Source organism: Actinocorallia sp. A-T 12471, assembly GCF_033875155.1.
Lineage (GTDB): Bacteria > Actinomycetota > Actinomycetes > Streptosporangiales > Streptosporangiaceae > Actinocorallia.
Genome location: NZ_JAWZTE010000013.1, coordinates 227,853 through 254,706 on the forward strand (window position 1 = coordinate 227,853; position 26,854 = coordinate 254,706).

General features: G+C 75.1%; 4 protein-coding genes (1 of these 4 running past the window's edge). All 4 read right to left on the bottom strand.

The window, feature by feature from the left end; translation table 11 throughout:
* Tightly spaced (each overlapping or abutting the next), the 4 genes in view from R9X44_RS29965 to R9X44_RS29980 form a layout consistent with a single transcriptional unit that may run on beyond the window.
* Entirely contained in the window at window positions 1-1,035 is a 1,035-nt protein-coding gene (locus tag R9X44_RS29965; RefSeq protein WP_319817687.1) for an ABC transporter substrate-binding protein, read from the bottom strand.
* The gene (locus R9X44_RS29970) at window positions 1,032-5,267 is read right to left on the bottom strand and encodes an amino acid adenylation domain-containing protein (RefSeq protein WP_319817688.1); all 4,236 of its coding nucleotides are present in this window, start codon (window positions 5,265-5,267) and stop codon (window positions 1,032-1,034) included. The genes R9X44_RS29965 and R9X44_RS29970 overlap by 4 nt, the downstream gene beginning before the upstream one ends.
* Window positions 5,264-22,468, bottom strand: a complete 17,205-nt coding sequence (locus tag R9X44_RS29975) for a non-ribosomal peptide synthetase (protein ID WP_319817689.1) — start codon at window positions 22,466-22,468, stop codon at window positions 5,264-5,266. The genes R9X44_RS29970 and R9X44_RS29975 overlap by 4 nt, the downstream gene beginning before the upstream one ends.
* Window positions 22,465-26,854, bottom strand: partial view of a non-ribosomal peptide synthetase gene (locus tag R9X44_RS29980; protein ID WP_319817690.1) — the 3' portion only. It continues 365 nt past the right edge of the window; the window shows 4,390 of its 4,755 coding nt (coding positions 366-4,755); the start codon falls outside the window, past its right edge; it ends in the stop codon at window positions 22,465-22,467. Before R9X44_RS29980 ends, R9X44_RS29975 begins: the two co-directional genes overlap by 4 nt.

Here is a 26,854-nt window from a genome sequence, read left to right on the forward strand (position 1 = left end):
TCAGACCTTGCCCGCGGCGGCCACGAGCTGCGGCACGATCTTGTCGAGCGCGTACGGGATGCTCAGCGTCGACGGGAACGCCATCGACAGCGCGGTCCCGACGTCGAGCGGGACGTAAGCGCCGCGCTTGACGGCGTCCAGGCCCTGGAAGAGCCGGTCGCCCTCGACCTTCTTGCGCTCGTCCTCGTTGCGGAACGAGAACAGCACGATGTCGGCGTCGAGCACGTCGGTGCGCTCCGGCGAGACGACCGCGCGCCCGGCCGGGCCGGCCTGCGGCAGCTTCGTCACCTTGTCCGACAGGGTCAGGCCCAGCTCCGACAGGAACTTCGCGGACGCGTCCTCGGCCAGGGTGACGGTGGCGAGGGAGCCTTCGGCGTTGAGCAGGCTGAAGGTGAACGTCTTGCCCGCGAACAGCGCCTTGTTGTCCTCCTTCACCTTGGTGATGCGGTCCGAGACGTCCTTGACGAGCTGGGCCGCCTCGTCGCCCTTGCCGAGCGCCTGGCCGATGCGGGTCGCCCGGGTCTGCCAGGAGTCCTCGGCGACGTCCTTCTCGTACGACAGGGTCGGGGCGATCGCCGACAGGTCGGCGAAGTCGTCGGCGAGGCCGTAGCTGTCCGTCGCGAGGATGAGGTCGGGCGTGAGGGCCGCGATCTTCTCGAACGGGAGGCTGTCCTCGTAGGCGAGCTGCTCGGGGGCCTTGCCGCCGAGCTTCGCCTCGACCCACGGCGGCAGGCCCGACGGGAAGTTGATCGCGGGGGTGACCGCGACCGGCACGACGCCGAGCGAGACGGCCTCGTCGGTGTCGCGCAGGAACCCGACGCTGACGACCCGGCTCGGCGCGGACTGCAGGACGGTCTTGCCCTCCTTGCCGTTGATCGTCACCGGGAAGCCCGCGGCCGCCCCGCCCGACGGCGTGGTCTCGGGGGTGTCCTCCCCACCGCCGCAGGCCGCGGTGAGCGCCGCGGCCGACAGCGTGAGGAGGAAGGATCTGCGGGTGAGGGGGGAGCCGCCGAAGCGGCCTGTCACGTCGCTCACTGGGTGGTGCCTTTCATCTCAGGGGAGAGGGTGTCGCCGGACCGCAGCGCGGCGGCGACCAGGGGGCCGACGGCGTCGAGCGCAGCCGGGGTCATGAGGTCCGCGTGGGGGACGTCCACGCGGGCGATCTGTGGGGGTTCGGCAAGGTAGGGCGTCCAGAGGGACGGGTCCACGGGGTGGGCGGGGTCGTCGGGGCTCGCCTGGATGAGCACGGCACGGCCGGGGAAGACGCCCTCGACGTCGGCGGTGTCGAGGTTCGCGGTGGCGTGGAGGCTCGCGGCGACCGCGCGCACCCTGGCGTCAGGCAGGCCCGCGAGGAGGCCGCCTAGGCGTGCGCGGAGGGCGGCGAGGAACTCCTCGGGGGTGGTGCCGTCGGGCTCGCCTACGCCCGGGTAGCCGTCGAGGAGGATGAGGACGGGCACGTCGCGTCCGGCGCGGCCAAGCGCGCGCGCTACGGCGTGGGCGAGGGGTGCGCCGAGGGACCAGCCGAGCAGATGGACGGGACCCTCAGGCACCTCGTCGGCTATCGCCGCGGCGTAGCGCGCGGCGACCCCCTGGAGGGTCTGCGGACCTGCTGCCTCGGTGGCCTGGAGGGCGTAGAGCGGACGGTCCGGGCCGAGGTGCGGGAGCAGGCCCGCGTACGGCCAGCCGAGGCCGAGCGCCGGATGCACGCAGAACAGCGGGACGCCTTCGCCACGCCGTAGCGGGAGCACCGTGGCGAGGGCCGAGGCGGGGTCGGCGGGGACCCTGCCTTCGACGACGTCGGCGAGCGCGGCGGGGGTCGGGGCGTGGAACACCGCGCGGACCGGCAGGTCGGCGTTGAGGTCGCGGCGGACCCTGGCGGCGAGGCGGGCGGCGAGGAGCGAGTGGCCGCCGAGCGCGAAGAAGGCGTCGTCCGGGCCGACCGAGGGCAGGCCGAGGAGGTCGGCGAACATCGCGCACAGGGCCTTCTCGGTCGGGGTCGCGGGTTCGCGCGGCGCGGCGGCGGCGAACGCGGGCGCGGGCAGGGCCGCGCGGTCGAGCTTGCCGTTCGGGGTGACCGGGAGCGCGTCGAGGACGACGAGCGCGGCCGGGATCAGGTGGTCGGGCAGCCTCGTGCGCAGGGCGGCGAGGAGCGCGTCGGGGTCGGGCCGCGCCCCCGGGGCCGGGGTGAGGTAGCCGACGAGGCGGGTGACGCCGCCGTCAGCGCGCGCTACGACCGCGGCGTTACCGACGCCGGGCAGCGCGGCCAGGGCGGCCCGCGCCTCGCCGGGCTCGACCCGGTGGCCGCGGATCTTCACCTGGTCGTCGGCGCGGCCCAGGTACTCGAGGGTCCCGGCCGGGGTGCGGCGGACGACGTCGCCCGTCCGGTACATGCGCGTTCCCGAGCCCCGGGGGTCGGGGACAAAACGGGCGGCGGTCTCGCCCGGGCGGTCGAGGTAGCCGCGGGCCAGGCCCGCGCCCGCGAGGTACAGCTCGCCGGGGACGCCCTCGGGGACTTCGCGGAGGAAGCCGTCGAGGACGCGGACGGCGACGCCCGCGAGGGGCCGTCCGATGTGCGGGGCGGCGTCGGCGCGGATCGGCGTCCATGTCGCGTCGACGGTCGCCTCGGTCGGCCCGTAGAGGTTCACCGCGCGGCCGTCCAGCGCGCTGAGCCGCGCCCACAGGTCCGGGGGCACGGGCTCCGCGCCGACGGCGAGGGCGGCGAGCCCGCCCGGCACCCGGGCGCTCGGGGACCCGTGTGCCGGGCTGTGCTCCCGCAGGTCGGCGGGTTCCGGGTCGGCGAGGATGCCTTCGGCGAGCAGCAGGTCGGCGAAGGAGGGGGTGGTCTCCAGGAAGTCGATCGCGTGGGCGGCGGTCTCGGCGACGACGCGGGCGGGATCGCCCATGAGCGCGTCGGGCAGGATGCTGACCTCGGCGCCGGCGAGCAGCCAGGCGAGGGGGTCGAGGGACGCGTCGAACGCGAACGACGTCAGGTGCAGCACCCGCGGGCTGCGGCCCAGGTACGCGGCGAGGGGTTCCACGAGGGCGGTCCGGTGCGCCTCGGCGAGGTTCGCCAGCGCGCGGTGCGTCGCGACGACGCCCTTGGGCCGCCCGGTCGAACCCGACGTGAACATGACATAAGCGGCCGAGTCTGGACCGACGGGCCCGCGCGCGGCTTCCCGCCCCGTCCAGGAGTCCGGCTCGTCCATCCGCGCCTCGGGCAGCGCGCCGAACGCCTCGCCGAGCGGCCCCGCCGCCAGCCTCCCGGTGGTCAGCACGAGCACGGGCCGCGCCTGCGCGAGAACATCGGCGACCCGCCCCACCGGATGCGCCGGATCGATCGGCACCGCGACGGCCCCTGCCTTCCACACCGCGAGCAGCGCCACAACCGCATCAGGCGTACGCGGCAACACCACAGCCACCCGCCCCTCAGCCCCCGCCCCACACGCCACAAGATGCCGCGCAAGCCTCTCCGCCCGCTCATCCGCTTCCGCGAGCGTCAGCGCCCCCGGCCCTTCCCCGGACAACGCCCGCGCCTCCGGCGCACCCGCGACCCTCCCCCGCCACAACTCCACAACCCCCTGCCAACCCCCCTGCCCGAACCCACCGCCCGACGACAGCACGCCCGCGCCCAGCGCGGACCCGGCCACCGCGCCCGACGCGGACGACGGCGCGGACGCGGCCACCGGGCCCCGTGTGAGCCCTTCCAAGGGCGTGTTCACGTCCTGCACGAACGCGGCCAGCGGGCCCGACGCGGGCGACGGCGCGGACGCGTTCTGCACGGACGCGGCCACCGGGTCCCATGTGGGCCCTTCCAAGGGCGCGGTCACGTCCTGCACGAACGCGGCCAGCGGGCCCGACGCGGGCGACGGCGCGGACGCGTTCTGCACGGACGCGGCCACCGGGTCCCATGTGGGCCCTTCCAAGGGCGCGGTCGCGTTCCGCGCGGAGGCGGCTGCCGGGGTGGGGGCGGTCGGGATTTCGTCTCGGGCGAGGGAGGCGACTAGGGCGGTTGGGGATGTGGTCATGGTGGTGAGGACGTCCCCGAGGAGGGTGGCGGCCTCGGTGGCGCGGGAGGTGGGGAGGAGGTCGGGGCGGTGTTCGAGGGTGAGGGTGAGGGGATCGCCGGGAAGGGCCAGGAGGCTGAGGGGGTAGTGGGTGGCGTCGCGGGTGTCGACGGCGGTGACGGTGACGCCCGCGGTGGCGCGGACGTGGGCGATCTCGGCCTCGTCCACGGGGTAGGACTCGACGACGAGGAGGGTGTCGAAGAGGCGGTCGAGGCCGGTCAGGGACTGGATCTCGGCGAGGCCCAGGTACTCGTGGTCGGCCGTCGCGGCGTGTTCGCGGCGCACCCTGTCGAGGAGTTCGCCGACGGTCTCCCACGGGTCGAGCGTGATCCGCACCGGGACCGTGTTGACGAACAGGCCGAGCATCGTGTCCGCGCCCGGCAGGTCGGCGGGACGGCCGGACACCGTCGTGCCGAACACCGTGTCCGCCCGGCCGGTCAGCCGGGCCAGCACGACCGCCCACGCCGCCCGGATGACCGTCGCGACGGTGACGCCGTGCTCCCGCGCGAGCTCCGCGACGCCGTGCGCGGTCCGCGCGTCGAGCGGGACGGGCACCGCCTCGGCGGGCCGCCCGGACGAAAGGTCGGCGGCCTCGGGCACGAGCATGACGGGTTCGGCGAGCCCGTCTAGCGCCGCGCGCCACGCCGCGCGTGAGGCGTCGCGGTCCCGCGCCTTCAGCCAGGCGAGGTGGTCGCGGTGCGGGCGCGGGCGCGGCGGGTTCTCCCCCGCGTACAGCAGGAACATGTCGCGCAGCAGCAGCGGGCCCGACCAGCCGTCGAGCAGGATGTGGTGGCTGGTGACCGCGAGCCGGTGCGCGGCGGGCCCGGTGCGGGCGAGCAGGAACCGGATCAGCGGCGGCTCGTCCATCGTGAACGGGCGGGCCCGCTCGACCGCGATCCGCGCGGCGGCCTCGGCGGGGTCGTCGCACTCCCGCCACGGCACCGCGACCCGCCGCAGCACCACCTGGACCGCGCCCGCGGGGCCGGTGACGAACGCGGCGCGCAGTCCCGCGTGCCGCTCGATCAGCGCCTCGGCTGCACGGCGCAACCGTGCCCTGTCCAGCGGTCCGGCCAGGTCCACGACGGTCTGCACGGTGTACGGGTCGGCCGCGCCGCCCGCCTCGGCGGCGGTGAGCGCGTGGAACAGCAGGCCCTCCTGGAGGGGGGCGAGCGGAAGGACCTCCTCGACGTTCGACCTGCTCACGGGGTGCGCCACCTTTCGTCGAAGGAGTCAAGAAGGTCCTGGTCGAGGGAGACCAGCGCCATGTCCGACGGGGTGTGCCCGCCGACGGGCCCGTCGCCGGAGACGTGCGCGGCGAGCCCGTCGAGCGCGACGGTCCACGCCTCGGCGAGCGCCTCGACCTCCCAGCGCGCGAACAGCCCGGAGGGGTAGGTCCATGAGGCGCGCAGGACCGGCCCGTCGTCGGTGTCCTCGGCGAGGATCGTTACCTCCAGCGGCGCGGCGGCCGGGGCCGTCGGGTCGTCGGTTCCGGTGAGGGCCGCGAACTCCGCCGACTGGGTCCAGGGGCCGCTTGCCGCGCTTCCGCCGAACCTGCCCAGGTAGTTGACGAGGATCGGCGGTTCGGGGGCGGCCGCGAGGTCGGGCGCGGTCTCGGGGTTGAGGTGGCGCAGCAACCCGTAGCCGAGGCCGCGGTCCGGCACCGACCGCAGGGTCTCCTTCACCGCCTTGACGGCGCGGCCCGCGTCCGGCCCGCCCGCGAGCGCGTCGTGCACGTCGACGGAGGCTAGATCGAGCGCGACCGGGTACTTGGCGGTGAACCAGCCGACGGTCCTCGACACGTCAGCGCCCGGGACCGCGTTCTCCTCGCGGCCGTGCCCTTCGAGCGCGACCCGCACCGCCGGACGTCCGGTGCGCGCGGCGACGGCAAGGGCAAGGGCGGTGAGCATGACGTCGTCCGGGCCCGCGTAGAACGCCTCGGGCACGTCGGTGAGGACCGCGCGGGCCGTCGCGCCGGGGACCGCGACGCGTACGGTGTCGAGCGTCGCGCCGACGTCGATCGCGGGATCGAGCGGCCGCGCGCCGAGCTGTGCGCTGTCGGCCTCCGTCATCGCCTTCCACAGCGGCAGCTCCGCGACCCGCGCGGGCCGCGCGGCCGCCTCCACGAGGCCGAGCGCCCAGTGCCGGAACGGGGTCCCGGCCGGGCCGAGGTCGGGTCCTGTCCCGTAGGCGGCGGCGAGGTCGGGCACGAGCACGCCCCACGAGACGCCGTCGACCGCGAGGTGGTGGACGGCGAGCGCGAGGCGTCCGCCGTGGGCTCCCCCGTCGAACCAGACGGCCTGGAGCAGCACGCCGCGGGCCGGGTCGAGCCGTCCCACGGCGTCGGCGGTCTCCCGCTCGACGAGGGCGATCGCCTCGGGGGTCCCCCACGCGCCCGCCTCCACCCGCCGGAGCAGCGAGGCGGCTTCGGGGGCTTCTACGGGGATCTCCATGGCCCAGCCGTCGCCGTCGGGCGTGACCACCGCGCGCAGCGCGTCGTGCCGCTTCAGCAGGACGGCGAGGGCCGCGACGAGGCGGGCTGGGTCGAGGTCGTCCGGGGTCTCCAGGACGGCGGTCTGCGCGAAGCGGGCGCGCAGGCCGTCGCGGGCCATGACCTCGCGCATGAGCGGGGTGAGCGGGACCCGGCCCGTCGCGGGCAGCGTCTTCGTGGCGCGGGTCGCGCGGCGCGGGCGGGCGGCGAGCGCGGCGGCCAGGTCGCCGAGGGTGCGGTGCTCGAACACGTCGCGCGGTGAGGCGGTCAGGCCCGCCGCGCGCAGCAGGGCGACGAGGCGGATCGAGACGATGCTGTCGCCGCCGAGCGCGAAGAACGCGTCGTCGGGCCCCGCCTTGTCGAGGCCGAGCAGGTCGGCGACGACGCCGCAGACCAGCTGCTCGGTCTCGGTGCCCGCCGCGCGCGACGTCGTCTCGGTCTCCGGCTCGGGCAGCGCGCGCCGGTCGACCTTGCCCGACGGCATCAGCGGGAACGCGGGCAGCGGCACGAGCACCGAGGGCACCATGTGCTCGGGCAGCCGTCCGCCCGCCCACGACCGCAACTCGGCCGGGTCGAACTCCGCGCCGGACCGCGCGACGACGTAGCCGACGAGCCTGTCGGCCCCCGCCGCGTTGCGGAGCACGACCACGACGGCCTGGCGGACCGCCGGGTGCTCGCCGAGCGCGGCCTCGATCTCCTGCAGCTCGACCCGCATCCCCCGGATCTTCACCTGATGGTCGGCCCTGCCGAGGAATTCGAGGGTGCCGTCCGGGGCCCAGCGGGCCAGGTCGCCGGTCCGGTACAGGCGCTCGCCGGGCGTCCAGGGGTCGGCGACGAACTTCGCGGCAGTTTGTCCCGGATCGCCCACATAGCCGCGGCCGAGCGGCAGGCCCCCGGTGTACAGCTCACCCTGGACGCCGACCGGCACCGGGTTGAGCGCCGCGTCGAGCACGTGGATGCGGGTGTTGGGGTTGGGCCGGCCGATGCTGATGCCGTGGCGTTCCTCGCCGTCCCGATAGAACTGGTGGCTGACGCCGATCGTCGCCTCGGCGGGGCCGTACCCGTGGTACATGACGGCGTCGAGGGTCGCGCGGAACCTGGCGAACAGGTCGGGGGTCAGGGCCTCGCCGCCGCACCAGACGTGCTTGAGCGTGGGGACCGCCGCGCCGATCCCGTCGAGCTGGAGGAGCATGTCGAGCATCGACGCGACGAGGTAGGTGAAGCTCACCCGGTGCCTGACGATCAGGTCGAGCAGGTACTCCACGTCGCGTTCCCCGCCCGGCTCGGCGACGACGACCGTCGCGCCGGTCACCAGCGGCAGGAAGATCTCGTTCACCGAGATGTCGAAGCCGAGCGGGGCCTTGAACAGGGCGGCGTCGCCGGGCCCGAACCCGAGCATGCGCTCCTGCCAGAGCAGGCGCGCCGCGATCGCGCGGTGGCAGATCATCGCGCCCTTCGGGGTCCCGGTGGAGCCCGAGGTGTAGATGACGTAGGCGAGGCCGTCGCCGTGCAGGGGCGCGGGGACGACGGGGGCGGCGGCCTTGCCGATCTCGTCGGTGCGGAGCACGGGGACGCCTTCCGGCAGGCCCTCGCCGGTGGCGCTGACGACCGCGCGCAGCCGCGCGGTGGCGTGGACGTCGGCGTAGCGGCGGTCGGGCCACGCCGGTTCCAGCGGGACGAACGCCGCGCCGGTCCGCTGGACGCCGAGCAGCACCGCGACGAGCTCGGCTGACCTGTCGAGGTGGACGCCCACGATGTCCTCCGCGCCGACGCCGCGCGCGAGGAGGGCCGCGGCGACGTCGTCGGCCCGGCTGTCGAGTTCGGCGTAGGTGAGGACGCGGTCGCCGTCCACCACGGCCGGGGCGTCGGGGGTCGCGGCGGCCCGCGCGGCGAACAGGCCGGGGACCGTGGCGTCCGGGACGGGCGCTGCCGTGGCGTTCCAGTCGGCGACGAGACGGCGGCGTTCGGCCGGGTCGAGCACGTCGATCCGGGAGACGCGGACGTCGGGGTCGGCGGCGAACGCGTCAAGGACGCGGCCGAGCCGCGCGGCGAGGGTGGTGACCGTCGCGTGGTCGAACATGCCGCCGTCGTACTCGATGGTGCCGTCGTAGGAGCCGTCGGGCAGCGGGCCGAAGTTGACGGCGAGGTCGAACTTCGCGCCAGCGGCGGCTGCGCCGGACAGCACCGTCACCTCGACGTCGGGCAGGCCGGGTGCGGCGGGCGCGGCGGTCCTGAAGTCGACCATCGTCTGGAACAGCGGGTGGCGGCCCGCCGCGCGCGGCGGGTTGACCGCCTCCACGACCCGGTCGAACGGGGCGGCGGCGTGCGCGTAGGCGGCGAGCGCGGTCTCCCGGACGCGGGCGAGCAGGCCGCGCGCGGTCGGGTCGCCGGAGACGTCAGTGCGCAGGACCACGGTGTTGACGAAGAAGCCGACGAGGTCGTGCAGCGCGGCGTCGTCACGGCCCGCGTTGAGCGCTCCAAGGGGGATGTCCGTGCCCGCGCCGAGCCGGTGCAGCAGGGCGCTCACGGCGGCCTGGACGACCATGAACTCGCTCGCCCCCGACTCCCGCGCGAGCGCGCGCAGTCCCGCGACGGTCTCGGCGGGCACTGGGAAGGCGACGAGCCCGCCCGGGCCGCCGCGCCTCGTCCGGTCGGCGGGCAGCGCGAGTTCTTCCGGCATCCCGGCGAGGGCCGACCTCCAGTGCGCGAGGTGCGCGGTGAGGGCGCTGTCCGGGTCGTCGACCGAGCCGAGGGCCGCGTCCTGCCAGAGGGTGTAGTCGGCGTACTGGACGGGCAGCGGGTCCCAGCCGGGGGCCGCGCCGGACAGCCGCGCGCGGTAGGCGGCGGACAGGTCGGCGAGCAGGGGGCCGGTGGACCAGTCGTCGCCCGCGATGTGGTGGACGACGAGGACCAGGACATGGTCTTCGGGGGCTACGCGCAGGAGTTCGGCGCGCAGCGGCGGGGTGTGTTCGAGGTCGAAGGGCCGGGCGGCGATCTCCGACGCGCGGGGCTCGATCTCCTCCTCGGGGATGTCGGTGACCGGCGCGGCTACCGGTCCTGGCGGGAGGATGTGCTGGTAGGGGGTGCCGTCGTCGTCCGGGAAGACGGTGCGCAGGGTCTCGTGGCGGGCCGCCATGTCGGCCAGGGCCTCGGTGAGGGCGGCGACGTCGAGCGGGCCGCGCAGCCGTGCCGCGAACGGCACGTTATAGGTGCCGGACGGGCCTTCCAGCCGGTGCAGGAACCACAGCCGGGCCTGGGCCGGGGACAGCGGGAGCCGTGCGGGCCTGGGGCGTGGTTCGAGCGGGACGGTCACGGGCTGGGGGGTCGCGGCGTCGAGCGCGGCGGCGAGGCCGGAGACCGTGGGGTCGTCGAAGACCGTGCGCAGCGGGAGGGTGCGGCCGGTCTCGGCGCGCAGCCTCGCCAGCAGCCTTGCCGCGAGCAGGGAGTGGCCGCCGAGGTCGAAGAAGGAGTCGTCGGCGCCGGGGGCGGTGACGTCGAGGACCTCGGTGAACAGGCTGGCGACGAGTTCTTCTGACGGGGTGCGCGGGGCGGTGCCGCCGCCGGTGAAGGACGGGGCGGGCAGGGCGTTACGGTCGAGCTTGCCGTGCGGGGTGTGCGGGAGGGCGTCGAGGACGACGACCGCCGACGGGACGAGGTGCGCGGGCAGGATCGGCCGGAGGGCCGCGCGGAGCGTCGCCGGGTCGGGGGTCGTCCCGGGTGCGGGCACGACATAGCCGACGAGGCGCACGGAATCGCCGTCCTTACCGGCGAGGACGACGGACTGGGCGACCTCCGGCAATGCGGTCAGGGCTGCCTCGACCTCGGCGGGTTCCACGCGGAAGCCGCGGATCTTCACCTGATCGTCGGAGCGGCCCAGGAACTCGAGGGTTCCTTGCGGCGTCCAGCGCGCTAGGTCGCCTGTGCGGTAGAGGCGGCCTCCGGTGCCGAAGGGGTCGGCGACGAAGCGGGCGGCGGTCTCGCCCGGACGGTCGAGGTAGCCGCGCGCCAGGCCCGCGCCCGCGACGTACAGCTCGCCGGGGACGCCGACGGGGACCGGGTGCAGCCTCGCGTCGAGCACGTAGGAGGCAAGTCCGGCTACGGGACGTCCGATGTGCGGTGCTTCGCCGGTGATGTGGGCCCAGGTGGCGTCGACCGTCGTCTCGGTCGGGCCGTAGAAGTTCACCGCTGTCACATCCGCCTCGGCGAGGGCGCGCCACAGCGCAGTACCGACCGCTTCGGAGCCCGTGACGACCACCGAGGGCCGCCACGGACCCGTCAGCAGCCCTTCGGCGATGAGCTGTTCCAGCAGTGACGGCGACGCGTCCACCACATCGATCCGATGATCGCGGACATACGCGACGATCCCGGTGACATCGCCCATGAGCGCGTCGGGCAGGACGTCCATCCGGTGCCCGGCGAGCATCCACAGCAGCGAGTCCACCGACCCGTCGAACGCAAGGGACAACATGTTCAACACCCGCAACGAACGCCCAAGCCGCACCCTCTCCGGTTCCATGAACGCGGCACGATGCGCGACAGCAAGGCTCGCAACCCCACCATGCGCCGCCACAACCCCCTTCGGCCGCCCCGTCGACCCCGACGTGAACACCACATAGGCCGCCGCCCCAGGCCCCACCACCCCCGCCCCACCAAGCCCAACACCAGACACACCATCGCCGCCCGCCGCGCTAGCGGCGCTAGCGGCGCTAGGCGCGCTATCGAGACTAGGCAGTATAGCCAGGATAGCTGCGCTAGCCGAGATAGGCGGGCTAGCCGGGATAGGCGGGCTAGCCGGGGCGTCAACGCGGACGACGGGCACGCCGTCAGCGCCCGCCGCGCTGGCCGCCCTTGCCTCGCCGTCAAGGCGGACGATGGGCGCGCCGTCGCCGACCGCCGCGCTAGCCGCACTAGCCGCACTAGCCGGGCTAGGCGGACTAGGCGGACTAGGCGGACTAGGCGGACTAGGCGGACTAGGCGGGCTAGCCGGGGCGTCAACGCGGACGACGGGCACGCCGTCGCCGACCGCCGCGCTAGCCGGGCTAGCCGGGCTAGCCGCGCTAGCTGGGCTAGGCGGACTAGGCGGGCTAGCCGGGGCGTCAACGCGGACGTCGGGCACGTCGTCGCCGAGCGCCGCGCTGGCACTCGTGGCCGGGGCGTCAAGGCGGACGACCGGTATGCCGTCGGCGACCGGTGCGTTGGTCGTTCTGGCGGCGGTGTTGAGGAGGAGGGTGGGGATGTCGTCTTGGGTGAGGGGGGTGGCGAGGGTGGGGGTGGTGATGATGGCGCGGGGGTTTGATTCGGTGAGGATCGTGGTGAGGCGGTCGGTGGGGTGGGCGGGGTCGAGGGGGACGGTCGCGGCGCCGGTCTTCCAGACGGCGAGCATGGCGATGACGGCGTCCGCCGAGCGCGGGAGGGCGACGGCGACGCGTTCCTCGGGGCCCGCGCCGAGGGAGGCGAGGTGGGCGGCGAGATGTGTTGCGCGGGCGTCGGCTTCGGCGTAGGTGACCGGGCCGTCGGCGTCGTGCAGGGCCTCGGCGTCCGGGGCCGCGCTGACGCGTTCCGCCCACAGGTCCGTCAGGGTGCCGGTCGCCGCGCGCTGGTCGGCCGCGCCGCTCCACGTGTGCAGGAGGGTGCTGCGTTCGTCGTCTGACAGGACGTCGAGGTCGCGCAGCGGGGTGTCCGGGTGCTCGGCCATCGCGGCGAGGAGGCGGGCGAGCCTCTCGAGGAGGCCCGCGACGGTCGTGCGGTCGAACAGGGACGCGGCGTACTCGGCGGAGACGCGCAGCGCGCCGGAGCCCGGGTCGGCGGTGAAGCCGAAGGCGAGGTCGAACTTCGCGGCGTCCGGGGCCGGGGGTTCCAGCGCGCTGACGGACAGGCCGGTGAGGCCGGGTTCGTCGCCGGACGGGGTCCAGTGGTCGACAAGGACCTGGAACAGCGGGTGGCGGCCCGTCGCGCGCGCGGGGTTGACCGCCTCGACCACCGACTCGAACGGGACGTCGGCGTGCGCGTAGGCGTCGAGCGCGGCCGCGCGGACCCTGCGCAGCAGCTCGCGCGGGGTCGGGTCGCCGGACAGGTCGGCGCGCAGCACCACTGTGTTGACGAAGAAGCCGACGAGGGGTTCGAGCGCGGGTTCCGTCCGGCCGGAGATGAGCGCGCCGAGCGGGACGTCGTCACCCGCGCCGAGCCGGTGCAGCAGCGCGGCGACCGCGGCGTGCGCGAGCATCGCGTCGCTCGCCCCGGTCTCGGCGAGCAGCGGACGCAGCGCCGCGCGCGTCGCCGCGGGCACCTCCGCCCGCACACGCCCCGCACCGCCCGAGACCGCCCCGCGCGGACGGTCAACGGGAAGGGCTATCTGCTCGGGCAGCCCGTCGAGGGCGTCCTTCCAGTGGGCGAGCTGGCGCTCGGCGAGCGCGGTCGGGGCGTCCGGGTCGCCGAGCAGGCGCTGTTGCCACAGGGCATAGTCGACATACTGGACGGGCAGCTCGGCGAAGTCCGGGGCCGCGCCGGACAGCCGCGCCGCGTACGCGTCCGACAGGTCGCGCAGCAGCGGCCCGGTCGACCCCTCGTCCCCCGCGATGTGGTGGACGCTGAACGCCAGCACATGCTCCTCGGCCGAGAGCCGCAACAGCAGCACCCGAAGCGGCGGCTCGGCCCCGAGGTCGAATGGCCGCGCACAGAACGCCCGAACCTCCCCGCCCACCGCGTCCTCGGTCGTGTCGGCGACCGTGAACGGCACGTCAACCTCGGGAAGCACCCGCTGAACCGGCACACCGCCCATATCGGGAAAAACCGTGCGCAGGCTCTCATGCCTCGCGACAACGTCGCCGAACGCCGCGCGCAGCGCCTCGGAATCGAGCGGCCCACTGAGCCGGGCCGCGAACGGCAGATTGTAGGTCGCGGACGGCCCCTCAAGCCGATCAAGGAACCACAACCTCCGCTGCGCCGACGACGCAGGCGGCCCCGCCGTCCACTCCCCCCGCACAAGCCCAGCCCGAACCCCCGCCCCGGCCGAACGGCCCCGAGCCTCCCCCCGCCCACGCTTCCGTCCCGCAAGCCGGTCGGCTTCGGCAGCGAGCGCCACAGGGCTCGCGACCCCGTCGGCACCAGAGTGCGCGGCATCGCCGACGTCGGCCGCGAGCGCGTCGAGGTGCGCGGCACGGTCGACACCAGCCGCGAGGGCGTCAGGGTCTGCGGCACGGTCGGAGTCGGCGGCGAGCGCGTCAAGAAGCGCGGCACGGTCGGCATCGGCCGCGAGGGGGTCGCGGTGCGCGGCACGGTCCGCGTCGGCCGCGAGCGCGGCAGGGCGCGCGACCCCTGCGGCACCGGCCGCGAGCGGGTCAGGGTGCGCGGCATCGCCGGCGTCGGCCGCGAGCGCGTCGAGGTGCGCGCCACGGTCGGCACCAGCCGCGAGGGCGTCGGGGCCTACGGCACGGTCGGAGTCGGCGGCGAGCGCGTCAAGAAGCGCGGCACGGTCGGCATCGGCCGCGAGCGGGTTGGGGTGCGCGACGAGGTCGGCGGCGACGGCAACCGAGTCGAGGTGCGCGCCACGGTCCGCGTCGGCCGCGAGCGCGGCAGGGTGCGCGGCACGGTGGGTGGTGGCGGCGGGTGGGGTGAGGGGGGTGGTGCGGTTGGTGTTGGGGGTGAGGGTGTCCAGGTGGGTGGCGAGGGTGGTGATGGTCGGGGTGTCGAAGATTGCGCGGATGGAGATGTCGTGGCCGAGGGCGGCGCGTAGTCGGGAGGTGAGGCGGGTGGCCAGGAGGGAGTGGCCGCCGAGGGTGAAGAAGTTGTCGGTGAGGCCGATGTCGGTGAGGCCGAGTACGTCGGTGAAGAGGTCGGCGACGAGTTTTTCGGTCGCGGTTCGGGGCTTTCCTCCGGTTCCGTGCTGTGCGGCGGGTGCGGGTAGGGCGCGCCGGTCGAGTTTGCCGTGCGGGGACAGCGGCAGGGCATCGAGCAGCACGACGGCCTCGGGCACGAGGTGGTCGGGCACGCGCGCTCGCAGGTTCTTCCGCAGCGACTCCGGATCGAGGGCGGCCGACGCGGGGTCGGGGACGGCGTAGGCGACGAGGCGGGCGCGGCCGGTGTCGGTGCGGACGACCACGGCGGCCTGTGCGACGCCGGGCAGCGCGGTCAGCGCCGCCTCGACCTCGGCGGGTTCCACGCGGAAACCACGGATCTTCACCTGGTCGTCGGAGCGGCCCAGGAACTCAAGGGTTCCATCCGGAGTCCAGCGCGCTAGGTCGCCTGTCCGGTAGAGGCGGCCTCCGCTGCCGAAGGGGTCCGCGACGAAGCGCGCGGCGGTCTCCCCGGGACGGTCAAGGTAGCCGCGCGCCAGACCCGGGCCCGCCACATACAGCTCGCCCGGGCAGCCCGGCGGGACCGGGGTGAGCGCCGCATCCAGCACGTAACCGGACAGACCAGCCACGGGACACCCGATATGCGGGGAAACTCCGGTGATCTTGGTCCAGGTCGCGTCGACCGTCGTCTCGGTCGGGCCGTAGAAGTTCACCGCCGTCACATCCGCCTCGGCCAGCGCGCGCCACAGCGCGGGCCCGACCGCCTCGGAGCCGGTGACGACCACCGACGGCCGCCACGGACCCGTCAGCAGCCCTTCGGCGAGCAGCACGTCAAGGAACGACGGGGCCGCGTCAACAAGGTCGATCGCCCGCTCCCTGACCAGCCGCACGACCCCTTCGGCGTCGCCCATGAGGGCGTCGGGCAGGACGTGCATCTCGTGGCCGGACAGCATCCAGGTGAGGGCGTCGACCGAGCCGTCGAAGGCGAGCGAGAGCATGTTGAGCACCCGCAGCGGACGGCCGAGCCGCGCCGTCGCCGGGTCCATGAGGGCCGCCCGGTGGGCGCGGACCAGGTTCGCCACTCCCCCGTGCGTCGCGACGACGCCCTTCGGCGTCCCCGTCGAGCCCGACGTGAAGACGACGTAGGCGGCGGCGTCCGGGCTCGCGGGCCCCGCCGGACGTGACTCGCCGGTCCACGAGGCCGGGTCGTCGAGGAGGACACGGGTGCCGGGGGCGTCGGCGGGCAGCCGCGCGGCGAGGTCGGCGGTGGTGAGGACGAGATCGGGCCTCGCCGCGCCGAGGATCGCGGCGATCCTCGCCGGCGGGTGCGCGGGATCGAGCGGGACTGTCGCCGCGCCGGTCTTCCAGACCGCGAGCATCGCGGCGAACGCGTCGGCCGAGCGCGGCAGCGCGAGCGCGACCCGGCTTTCGCGTCCCGCGCCGAGGTCGCCGAGCCGGGCCGCGAGCCCGGCAGCGCGCGCGTCGAGCAGGCCGAACGTGACGGGCCCGCCCTCCCCGGAGACCGCCACGGCGTCCGCCGACCACGCGACCTGTTCATCCCACAACGCGGTGATCGTCCCGCTTCCCGAGGGGGCGGCGGATGCGGCGCTCCACGAGGCGACGAGCGCACGTTCGTCCTGGGATAGGGCGTTAAGGCGGGAAAGAGAGGCGTCGGGGTCGGCCGCGAAGGAGGCGAGGACCGTGTGGACCCTGGCGAGCAGGGATTCGGCGGCCGCGCGGGGGAACGCGTCCGCGCGGTACTCGATCTTGATCCGGAGGACGTCGCCGTCGGGAAGCGCGGTGAGGGACAGCGGGTAGTGGGTCGAGCCGCGCGACCAGCCGGGGACCGCGCGCAGGCCGCCCGAGCGGGCCGGGTCGAGCAGCCCCGACGTCTCGAGCGGGAACGATTCGAGGACCATCAGGGTGTCGAAGAGGGGTCCGTCCGCGCCGGCCGCCTCCTGGATCTCGGTGAGGCCGAGGTACTGGTGGTCGAGGACCCGGGTGTGCGCGTCGTGCAGCCTGTGCAGCAGCGCGGCGACGGTGTCGGCGGGCGACCAGCGGACGCGGACCGGCACGGTGTTCACGAACAGGCCGACCATGTCCTGCGCCCCCGCGAGTTCGGGCGGGCGGCCGGAGACCGTCACGCCGAACACCACGTCGGAGCTGCCGGTCAGCCCGCCGACGACGACTCCCCACGCGGCGTTCAGCAGGGTGTTCAGGGTGACGCCGGTGGAGCGCGCGGCGCGGTCGAGCTGAGCGGTCAGTTCGGCGGGGAGCGCCGCCACCGCCTCGGCCGGCTCCTCCTCCCCCGCCGACGGGCCCGCGACGAGGGTCGGCCCGGCGACGCCGTCGAGCACGTCGGCCCAGGCCGCGCGCGCCTCGGCCCGGTCGCGGCGGGCGAGCCAGGCAAGGAAGTCCCGGTACGGACGCGGCCGCGCCGACGGCACGTCCGCGCTCTCGTACAGGGCGAACAGGTCGCGGACGATGAGGGGCGTGGACCAGCCGTCGAGCACGAGGTGGTGGTTGGTGACGACGAGCCTGTGGTCGTCGTCACCGAGCCGCAGCAGGGTCAGCCGCAGGAGCGGCGGGCGGGACAGGTCGAAGGGCGCGCGCCGGTCGGCGTCGAGGAACGCCGGGAGGTCGGCGGGCGCGAGATCACGCCGCAGCAGGCTCGGCTCGACCCCGTCAACCACGATCTGGACGGGATCGCCCGCCCCGGTGTCGGCGAACGCCGTCCGCAACACGGGATGCCGGTCAAGAAGCGCCCGGGCCGCGCCCCGCAAGCGCGCGAAGTCCAGCGGCCCCCGAAGGTCGACGACGAGCTGGACCGCGTACAGATCGGCGGCCTCCGCGTCGAACCGCGCATGGAACAGCAACCCCTCCTGCAACGGCGACAACGGCAGCACATCCGACAGAGTGGGATAAACCGCCTCCCAACGCTCCACATCGGCCTGCTCAGCACGCACAAGCGCCAGATCAGACGGCGTACGCCCGCCCCCACCCCCATCCCGCACCGCCCGCACGACCGCCCCGAGCGCCGCACGCCACAGCCCGACGAGCTCAACAACCTCGTCCTCCGTGAACAGCGCCTCAGCAAACTGCGCCCGAACCACAAGCTCCGTCCCAGACCGCCCACGCCCCTGCCCCTCAGGACCCCACTCCCGGGGCTCGGAAGAAACGGCCTGGCCCTCAGCAGCGCGCGCTGCGGGCTCGGACGACCGCCCGGAAATTGGGGCCCGACCCTGACCGGCCCGCACCCCGAGCTCCGGTGACGACCCGGGGACCAGGGCCTCAGCAGCCCGCGTGCCGGGCTCGGATGACGATTCGGGGACCGCGCGGTCGGAAGCCCGTGCTGCGGGCTCGGACGACCGCCCGGAAACCTCGGCCTGGCCCTCAGCGGCCTGCGCTGCGGGCCCGGATGACGGCTCGAGGACCTCTCGGTCGGGCGCTGCGGAAGCCTGTGCTGTGGGCTCGGGGTGTGGGTGGGAAGGGGTGTCGGTGGCGGCGATGTTGAGGACTAGGGCTGCGCCTGCGGGGAGGGCGGGGTCGGCGGCGGGGGCTACGCCGCCGAAGGAGAGGGCGGCGAAGCCGAGGGGGTCGGAGTCGGTGGGGGTGACGCGGCCTACGTAGTTGACGAGGATCTGGGGTTCGGGCCAGGGTCCGGGGGCGTCGTTGAGGAAGCGGACGAGGCCGTAGCCCGCGCCGCGGTCGGGCAGCGCGCGCAGGTGTTCCTTGACGCGCTTCACCATGACGGCGGCGTCGGGGCCGCCGGCGAAGGCGGCGTCGAGGTCGATTCCGGACGCGTCGAGGCGGGCGGGGTACTGGGTGGTGAACCAGCCGACGGTCCGGGAGAGGTCGGCGTCGGGGACGAGGTGCTGTTCCCTGCCGTGCGCCTCGATGTTCACCAGCGCCGAAGGGACGTCCGCGCCGCGCGCGGCACGCCAGCGCCGCACGGCAAGGCCGAGCGCGGCGAGCAGCACGTCGTCCGGGCCGGCGTGGAACGCCGCGGCGACGTCGCCGACGACCGCCGCCGACAGGTCGGCCGGGAGGGTGACCGCGACGGTCCTGACCGTCGCGCGGGTGTCGCGGCGCGGGTCGAAGGCGCGCGCGCCGAGCACGGGATCGCCGTCCGCGACGATCGCGCGCCACAGGTCGGCCTCGTCCGCGCGGGCCGCGGCTGCCTCGGCGAGGCCGAGCGCCCACGCGCGGAAGGACGTCGGCACCTCGGGCAGCGGCTCGCCGGGTGCCGCGAGGGCCGCGGCGAGGTCGTCGGCGAGGATGCGGCAGGAGAACCCGTCGGTGACCGAGTGGTGGCAGGTGAGCAGCAGGCCGCCGGGCGCGGCGCCGCCGTCGAGCCAGGTCGCCCGCACCATGACGCCCTCGGCGCGGGCGAGCCCGGCGACGGCGTCGGCGTGCTCGCGGCGAAGGATCGCGGCGGCGTCGGAGGCGGGCAGCGGAACCCTCCGCAGGACGCTCGCGGCCTCGACGGCACCGGCCGGCCGGACCACGAGGTGGTCGGACCCGTCGGGGAAGACGGCGCGCAGCATGTCGTGCCGGTCGAGCACGGCCTGGAGCGCCGCCTCGACCACGTCGGCGGGCGTGCCGGGCGCGACGGGCACGAGGACCGCCTGGGAGAACCGCTCGAACGGCCCGCCGCGCTCGAGGAACGCCCGCATGATCGGCGTCAGCGGCGTCTCACCCGTCGCCGCCTCGACCGGCGCGGTCTGCGCGACGGGCCGGGCGACCGCGGCGATCTCGGCGACCGTGCGCAGCTCGAACACCTGGCGCGGGGTGAGGCTGAGCCCCGCCGCGCGGGCCCTGGCGACGAGCTGGATCGACACGATGCTGTCGCCGCCGAGGTCGAAGAACGAGGCGTCCGCGCCGACCGACGCGTGCCCGAGCAGCTCGGCGAAGAGCCCGGCGATCAGCCGCTCGGTCTCGTCGGCGGGCGCACGGCCCGCGACGGCGTTTTGGGCGGGTTCGGGAAGCGCGCGACGGTCGAGCTTGCCGTTCGCGGTCAGCGGGAAGGCGTCGAGGGGCGTCAGCGAGGCGGGGACCATGTGCTCGGGCAGCCGCGCGGCGAGCGCGGCCCGCACGTCGCGCGGGTCGGCCTTGCCGGTGTAGTACCCGGCGAGCGCGCGGCCGGACGGCCCGGTCCGGACGGCAACCGCCGCGCCGGTCACGTCGGGGACCGCCGCGAGGGCCGCCTCGATCTCGCCGAGCTCGATCCGGAAGCCCCGGATCTTCACCTGGTCGTCGGCGCGGCCCAGGTACTCCAGCTCTCCGGACGCGGTCCAGCGCGCGCGGTCGCCCGTCCGGTAGAGGCGGGAGCCGGGCGCGCCGAACGGGTCGGCGACGAACCGGGCGGCGGTCAGCCCCGGACGCCCGAGGTAGCCGCGCGCGAGCTGCGGCCCGCTCAGGTACAGCTCGCCGGGCACCCCGTCCAGGACGGGCCGCAGCGCGCCGTCGAGCACGTGCACGCCGAACCCTGGCAGCCCCCGCCCTATGACGCTCGACGGCGACGCCAAGGCCGCCTCGTCAAGCGCGCGGTAGGTGACGTGAACTGTCGTCTCGGTGATCCCGTACATGTTGACAAGGCGCGGCCCGTCCGGACGGCGCGCGTGCCAGTCGGCGAGCCGCGCGGGGTCGAGCGCCTCGCCGCCGAACACGACGGTCCGCAGCGCGAGCGGGGTGCCGGGCTGGTCGGCGTCGGCCGCGTCGAGCTGGAAGAACGCCGACGGCGTCTGGTTGAGCACGGTCACCCCGTGCCGCGACAGCAGCCCGAGGAAATCAGCGGGCGACCAGGAGTCGCCGTGCGAGACGACGACAAGCCGACCGCCGTGCAGCAGCGGCCCCCACGTCTCCCACACCGAGAAGTCGAACGCGAACGAGTGAAAAAGCGTCCACACGTCATCGGCCCCGAACGCGAACCGCGCCCGAGCGGCTTCCATAAGCGCGCTGACAGCCCGATGGGACACGACAACCCCCTTCGGCGTCCCAGTCGACCCCGAGGTATAGATCACGTACGCGGCCGCATCAGCCCTGCCCCGCCGCCCAAGCCTGACGGCCGAACTCCCGGCGTCAGGCCCGATACGAACCGGCGCGGCAGCGGGGACCGCAAGACCTCCGCGCGCATCGGCGGACTCCGCGCGGCCTGCGGCCGCGTCGGCGGGCGGCGCGAGGGGCGCGGGGGCGGTGGGGTGCGGGCCGCCTACAGGTGCCGCGACGGGCCGCGCGAGATCTTCCGGCGCATCGGCCGCGCGGCCTCCGGGGGCGGGGGCGGGCGGCGCGGAGGCGTCGGCGGGCTCCGCGCGGCCTGCGGCGAGGGCCGCAGGGGGCGCGAGGGGCGTTGGGGCGGGGGTTGGGTGTGGGTGGCCTTCGGGGGACGTGGGGGTGAGGGTGGGGAGGATGAAGTTTTCGGGGGTGATGAGGGCGGTGGGGGTGGCGTCTTGGAGGGTGGAGGTGATGCGGTCGGTGGGGTAGGCGGGGTCGATGGGGAGGTAGGCGGCGCCGGTTTTGAGGGTGGCGAGGGCCGCGACGACGAGGTCGGCTGAGCGGGGCAGGAGGAGTGCGACGAGGTGGTCGGGGCCCGCGCCGAGGGCGGCGAGGCGGGCGGAGAGGGCGTTGGCGCGGGCGTCGAGTTCGGCGTAGGTGAGGGTGGTGTCGCCGTCCACGATCGCGACGGCGTCGGGGGTGCGGTCGGCGACTGCCTCGAAAGCTGCGGTGAGCGTTGTCTCGGGGGCGTCGAGTGTGGTGTCCGCCAGCGCGCGGGCGATGAGAGCGGCGGACTCGGCCTCGGTCAGGGGGTCGGCTGCGGCGGTGGGGGCGGACGGGTCGGCGATGAGCGCGGCGAGCACACGCCGGAAGCGTGCGACGAGGTCTCCCGCCTCGGCGGCCGAGTACAGGTCAGGCCGGTACTTGAGGGTGACCTCGAGCCCGTCGGCCGACGGCATCACCATGAGGGTCAGCGGGTAGTGGGTCGAGATCGGGCGGCGCACGCCCGTCACGCGGAGGCCGCCCGCGCTGAGCGCCGCATCGATCGCGGCGGAGTCGAACGGGAAGGACTCGAACACCACGAGGGAGTCGAACAGCTCGCCCGAGCCGAAGCCCGCGGCCTGCTGGAGCTCGGCGAGGCCGACGTGCTGGTGGTCCAGCAGGTCGGCCTGCTCGGCCTGGACGCGCACGGCGAGATCCGCCAGCGACTCGGCGGGCCGCAGCCGCACCCGGACGGGCAGCGTGTTGATGAACAGCCCGACCATCGCCTCGACCCCCGGCAGGTCGGCGGGCCGTCCCGCGACCGTCGCGCCGAAGACGACGTCGTCGCGGCCGGTCAGCCGGGCGGTGAGCAGCCCCCACGCGACCTGCACGAGGGTGTTCACGGTGACGCCGAGGGAACGGGCCACGCCAGCGAGCGCGCCCCCGAGCGACGCCGGAAGCGTCTCGACGTGCTCGGCGGGCAGCACGGCCGGCGTGTCCCGGACGGAAGGGGCGAGCAGCGTCGGTTCCTCGACGCCGTCAAGCGCGCTCTTCCACGCGGTGAGGGCGGCGGCGCGGTCGCGTCCGGCGAGCCAGGCGAGGTGGTCGCGGTAGGGCGCGGCGTGCGGCAGGCCGGGGTCACCGCCGTCGGCGGCGTAAAGGGCGAAAAGGTCGCGCATGAGCAGCGGCGTCGACCAGCCGTCCATGACGATGTGGTGGTTGGCGAGGACGAGGCGGTGCGCGTCGGGCCCGAGCCGCAGCACTGCCGCGCGCAGCAGCGGCGGTTCCCCGAGGTCGAACTTCCGCGCCCGGTCCTCCGCGACGAATGCGTCGGCGGCCTCCTCGGCGTCGGGGCCGCTCACATCGAGCTCGATCCACGGCACCTCAACCGAACGCAGCACAAGCTGGACGGGGTCGCCGACATCCAGCACGAAGGCGCTGCGCAGCGCGGTGTGCCGGGCGACCAGGGCGTTCACCGCGCGGCGCATGCGCGCGGCGTCGAACGGCCCGGCGAAGTCCACGACGAGCTGCGCGACGTACACGTCGACCCCGGCCGCGCCGTCGTCGAGGACCGAGTGGAACAGCAGCCCCTTCTGGAGGGGTGACAGCGGCAGGATGTCCTCGATCGGCGATCCTCCTGCGGTCATGCTTTCCTCCACTTGGCCTCGAGGGCGTCGAGCTGGTTCTGGTTCAGGGAGATCAGGGGCAGGTCCGACGGGGTCCGCCCGCCCGCGCCCGCGCCGGAGGCGTGCAAGGCGAGCGCCTCAAGCGCGCGGGTCCAACCGGACGCGAGCGCCGCGGCCTCGGCGTCGGTGAACACGCCGGACGCGTACATGAAGTGCGCGGTCAGGCGCGGCCCGTCGGGGGTGTCCTCGGTGACCGCGTTCACGACAAGACCGGCGGGTGGTGACATGTCGGGCGTGTAGGCGGCGCCGAGTCCGTCGCGGGCGATCCGCCAGCCGCCGTCGGGGGCGTCGAAGCGGCCGAGGTAGTTGAAGCCGACGCGCGGCTCAGGCAAGGGCCCGAGCGCGGCCTGGCCGTCGGGGTCGAGGTACCGGAGCATGCCGTAGCCGATGCCGTGGTCCGGCAGCGAGCGCAGGTGCTCCTTTACCCGCTTCACCAGGGCTCCGGCGGCGGGTCCCCCGGCGAGCGCGTCGGCGACGTCGAGGCCCGAGGCGTCAAGCCGGACGGGATGCTGCGCGGTGAACCAGCCGACGGTCCGCGAGACGTCCGCGCCGGGCACCGCGGCCTCCCTCCTTCCGTGCCCTTCGAGGAGGACGGCGGTCGAGGGAGACCCGCTCTCAGCGAGGGCGAGGGCAAGTCCGGAAAGCAGGACGTCGTCAACGCCCGCGAAGAACGCGGCGGGTACGTCGCCCAGTACCGCCTCGGTGGTCGCGGCCGACAGCCGAACCGTGGTGGTCCGGACGGTGGACCAGGTGTCGCGGGCCGGGTCGGCGCGGCGTGACCCGAGCGACGGGTCGGGCCCGTCGAGGATCGCCCGCCAGGCAGGGAGTTCGGGCGAGCGGGCGGCCGCTTGGGCGACGAGCCCGTCGGCCCAGGTGCGGAACGATGTCGTGACGGGTGCGAGCGCGGGCGCGCGGCCCGCTGCCGCGTCCCGGTAGGCGGCGGCGAGGTCCTCGACAAGGACGCGCCACGACACGCCGTCCACCACGAGGTGGTGGGCGACGAGCAGCAGCGCCGAGGCGTCGCCGTCGAGCCAGACAGCCTCGAACACCCGCCCGTCGGCGGGCGCGAGCCCGGCCACGGCGGCGGCACGCTCCCGTGCGACGGCGTCGCCGGAAGGATCGCCCACCCGGCGCAGCACCCCCGACGCGGCGACGGTTCCGGCAGGCCGGAACTCAAGGGTCCCGCCGAACTGCCCCGACCTGTCGAGCCTCGCGCGCAACGCGTCGTGACGGTCGAGGACGGCCTGGACGGCCCGTTCGAGCGCGGCGGCGTCAAGCCGCTCGGGCAGGTCCAGCAGCACCCACATGTGGTGCGCGTCCCCGAGCGGGCCGCGCTCGGCGAACGCGCGGACGATCGGCGTCGCCGCGACGGGCCCTACCCCCGAGGCGTCGGCGGCCGGGACGGACGGCGCGGCGTCGAGCGGGACCGCGACCCGGGCGAGGTCGGTGACGGTCCGGTGCGCGAACACCTCCCTCGGGGTGATCTTCAGCCCCGCCTTGCGGGCCCGTCCGACGAGTCGGATCGCGACGATGCTGTCGCCGCCGAGCGCGAAGAACGACTCGTCAAGGCCGACCGAGGGGCGGCCGAGCACGTCGGCGAACAGCTTGGCGAGCGTTGCTTCGGCGGTCGTCGCGGGTTCGCGGGCCGGGGCGTCGCCGGGTTCCGCCTCCCCGAACGACGGCCTGGGCAGCGCCCGCCTGTCCGCCTTCCCCGACGGGGAGAGCGGCAGCGCGTCGAGCACCGTCACGGTCGCGGGCACACAGTGCTCGGGCAGCGCCGCGGCGACGTGCCCGCGCAGCGTCTCGGCGTCCGGAACGACCCCTTCCGCCGCGACCACGTAAGCCGCGAGATACCTCCCGGAAGGTCCGTCATCGCGCGCCGCCACGACGGCCTGGGCCACCGACGGGTGCCCGACCAGCACGGCCTGGATCTCGCCCGGCTCGATCCGGAAGCCCCTCACCTTCACCTGGTCGTCGGCGCGGCCCAGGAACTCAAGCGCCCCCGACGGCAGCCGCCGCACAAGGTCCCCCGTCCGGTACAGCCGCGCGCCCGGAGGCCCGAACGGGTCGGCGACGAACCGGGCGGCGCTCTGCCCCGGCCGGTCGAGGTACCCGCGCGCGAGCTGCACCCCGCCGACGTACAGCTCGCCGGGAGCCCCGACGGGCACGAGCCGCAACGCGTCATCGAGCACGTGGCACACCGTGTTGTCCACGGGCGAGCCCACCGGCACCGACCCCGCCCCCACATCGGGCGAAACTGGATGCAGCAGGCATCCGACTGTCGTCTCGGTTGGCCCGTACTCGTTGATCACGTCGAGCCCGGCAGGCGGACGCCACGCGGCGAGGGCCTCCCCGCGCAGCTCCTCGCCCGCGATGACGAGGGTGCGCGGCCCCGAGTCGGCGAACCGCACCGAAGGCAGCAGCGGAAGGTGGCTCGGCGTGATCTTCAGGAAGGTCGCCGCGCCCGTCGCGTCGCCGAGTTCTTCGGGCGCGCACGGCTCGACGGTCCCGCCCGCCGCGAGGGTGCCCTGGAGCGGGGTGACGGTGAAGTCGAAGGACAGCGACGAGTGCACGAGGGTGTGTCCGGCGAGGCCGGGGAAGCGGCGCAGCGCCCACCCGAGGTGCGCGCTCAGCGCGCGCTGGGAGACGACGACGCCCTTGGGCGTGCCGGTCGAGCCCGAGGTGTAGATGACGTACGCCGGGTGGTCGGGCCGCAGGGGGGCGGTCCGGTCGGCGTCGGTGAGGTCCGCGTCGGACAGCTCGGCGAGGCGCGCCCGGGTCTCGGGCGCGTCGAGCAGCAGGACGGGCGGGCCCTGCGGGAGCGTCGCGGCGGCCTCTGAGGTCGTGACGAGCAGGGCGGGCCGCGCGTCGGACAGCATGTGCGCGATCCGCTCGGCCGGGTAGGCCGGGTCCACGGGCACATAAGCGGCACCCGCCTTGGCGACGGCGAGCACCGCCTCGACCATCGCGGCCGAGCGCGGCACGCCGAGCGCCACGACGGTCTCCGGGCCCGCGCCGTGCGCGACGAGCAGCCGGGCGAGCCGGTTGGCGGCCGCGTCGAGCGCGGCGTAGGTGGTCTCGACGCCGCCGTCCACGACCGCGACGGCGGCGGGCGCGGCCGCTCGGCGCACCGCGAACAGCTCGGGGAACAGCCGCTCCTCGACCGGGAAGTCCCCCGTGGCGTTGAACTCGCCGAGCAGCCTCGCCCGCTCGGGCAGCGCCTCGACCTCGCGCAGCGGCAGGTCGGGGTCGGCGAGCAGGGCGTCGAGCAGCGCGTCGAAGTGGGCGAGCATTCCGGTGACGGCGTCGGCGGCGTGCCGCCGGTGGTTGGCCTCGACGGACATGTCGTCGCCGTCGGTCTCGACCGCGACGGTCAGGTCGAACCTGACGTCGTCGCCCGGCACATGACGGCGGACCGCGGAAAGGCCCGCCGCGCGGAACGGGTCGAGGACCGGCGCGCGCAGCGACAGCACGACCGAGAACAACCCGGACGCGGCGCGGGTCCGGTCGGGGTCGACGGCCCGGGCGACCTCGTCGAGGTCGAGGTCCTGGTAGGCGTACGCGCCGACGCAGACCGCCTTGGCGCGGGCGAGGAGCGTGCCGAAGGTGTCGTCCGGCTCGACGGTCATCCGGAGCGGAATGGTGTTGCCGAGGTAGCCGATGACCTCGTCGCCGCCGGGAACGTCGCGGTTGACGACCGGCGCGCCGACGACCACGTCACGCGCGCCCGAGTGCCGGTGCAGCAGCTCGGTGACGGCCGCGAGCAGCACCATGAAGACCGTCGTCCCCCGCGCCCGCGCAAGCCCGCGCACCCGCGCGGCCGCACCGGGCCGCAGCCCCCGCGCCTGATCCGCACCCTCCCGCTCGATTCCGGTGACTCCGGCCCGGGACCCGGGCCGCCCGGCGAAGCCTTCCGGGCCCGTGTCCCGGGCACCGGTGGGTTCGGCGGGGAACTCGGGTTGCGTGGAGCCGGGTCTTTCCTGGCCCGTGTTCCGGGCCTCGGCGAGGCCGGGCAGGATCAGGGGTTCCGGCAGCGGTTCGAGTGCGCTGCGCCAGAAGGCGAGGCCGGCGGCGGCGTCCGGGGTGGGGAGGGTGCGGGACACGTCGGCGAACTGGCGCGCGGGCGGGAGGTCCGCGCCCCGGTAGAGGGCGAGGAGGTCGCCGTAGAAGACCGCGGAGGAGGCGTCGTCCCAGGCGATGTGGTGGGCGACGACGAGGAACGTGGCGGTGTCCGCGCCGGTCCGGTAGAGGCCGATCCTGAGCGGCGATTCGTTGGCGAGGTCGAAGGGCGCGGCGGCCAGGGCCGTGCAGAGTTCCCCGACGGTCTCGGGCGTCGCGTCGCGGTGA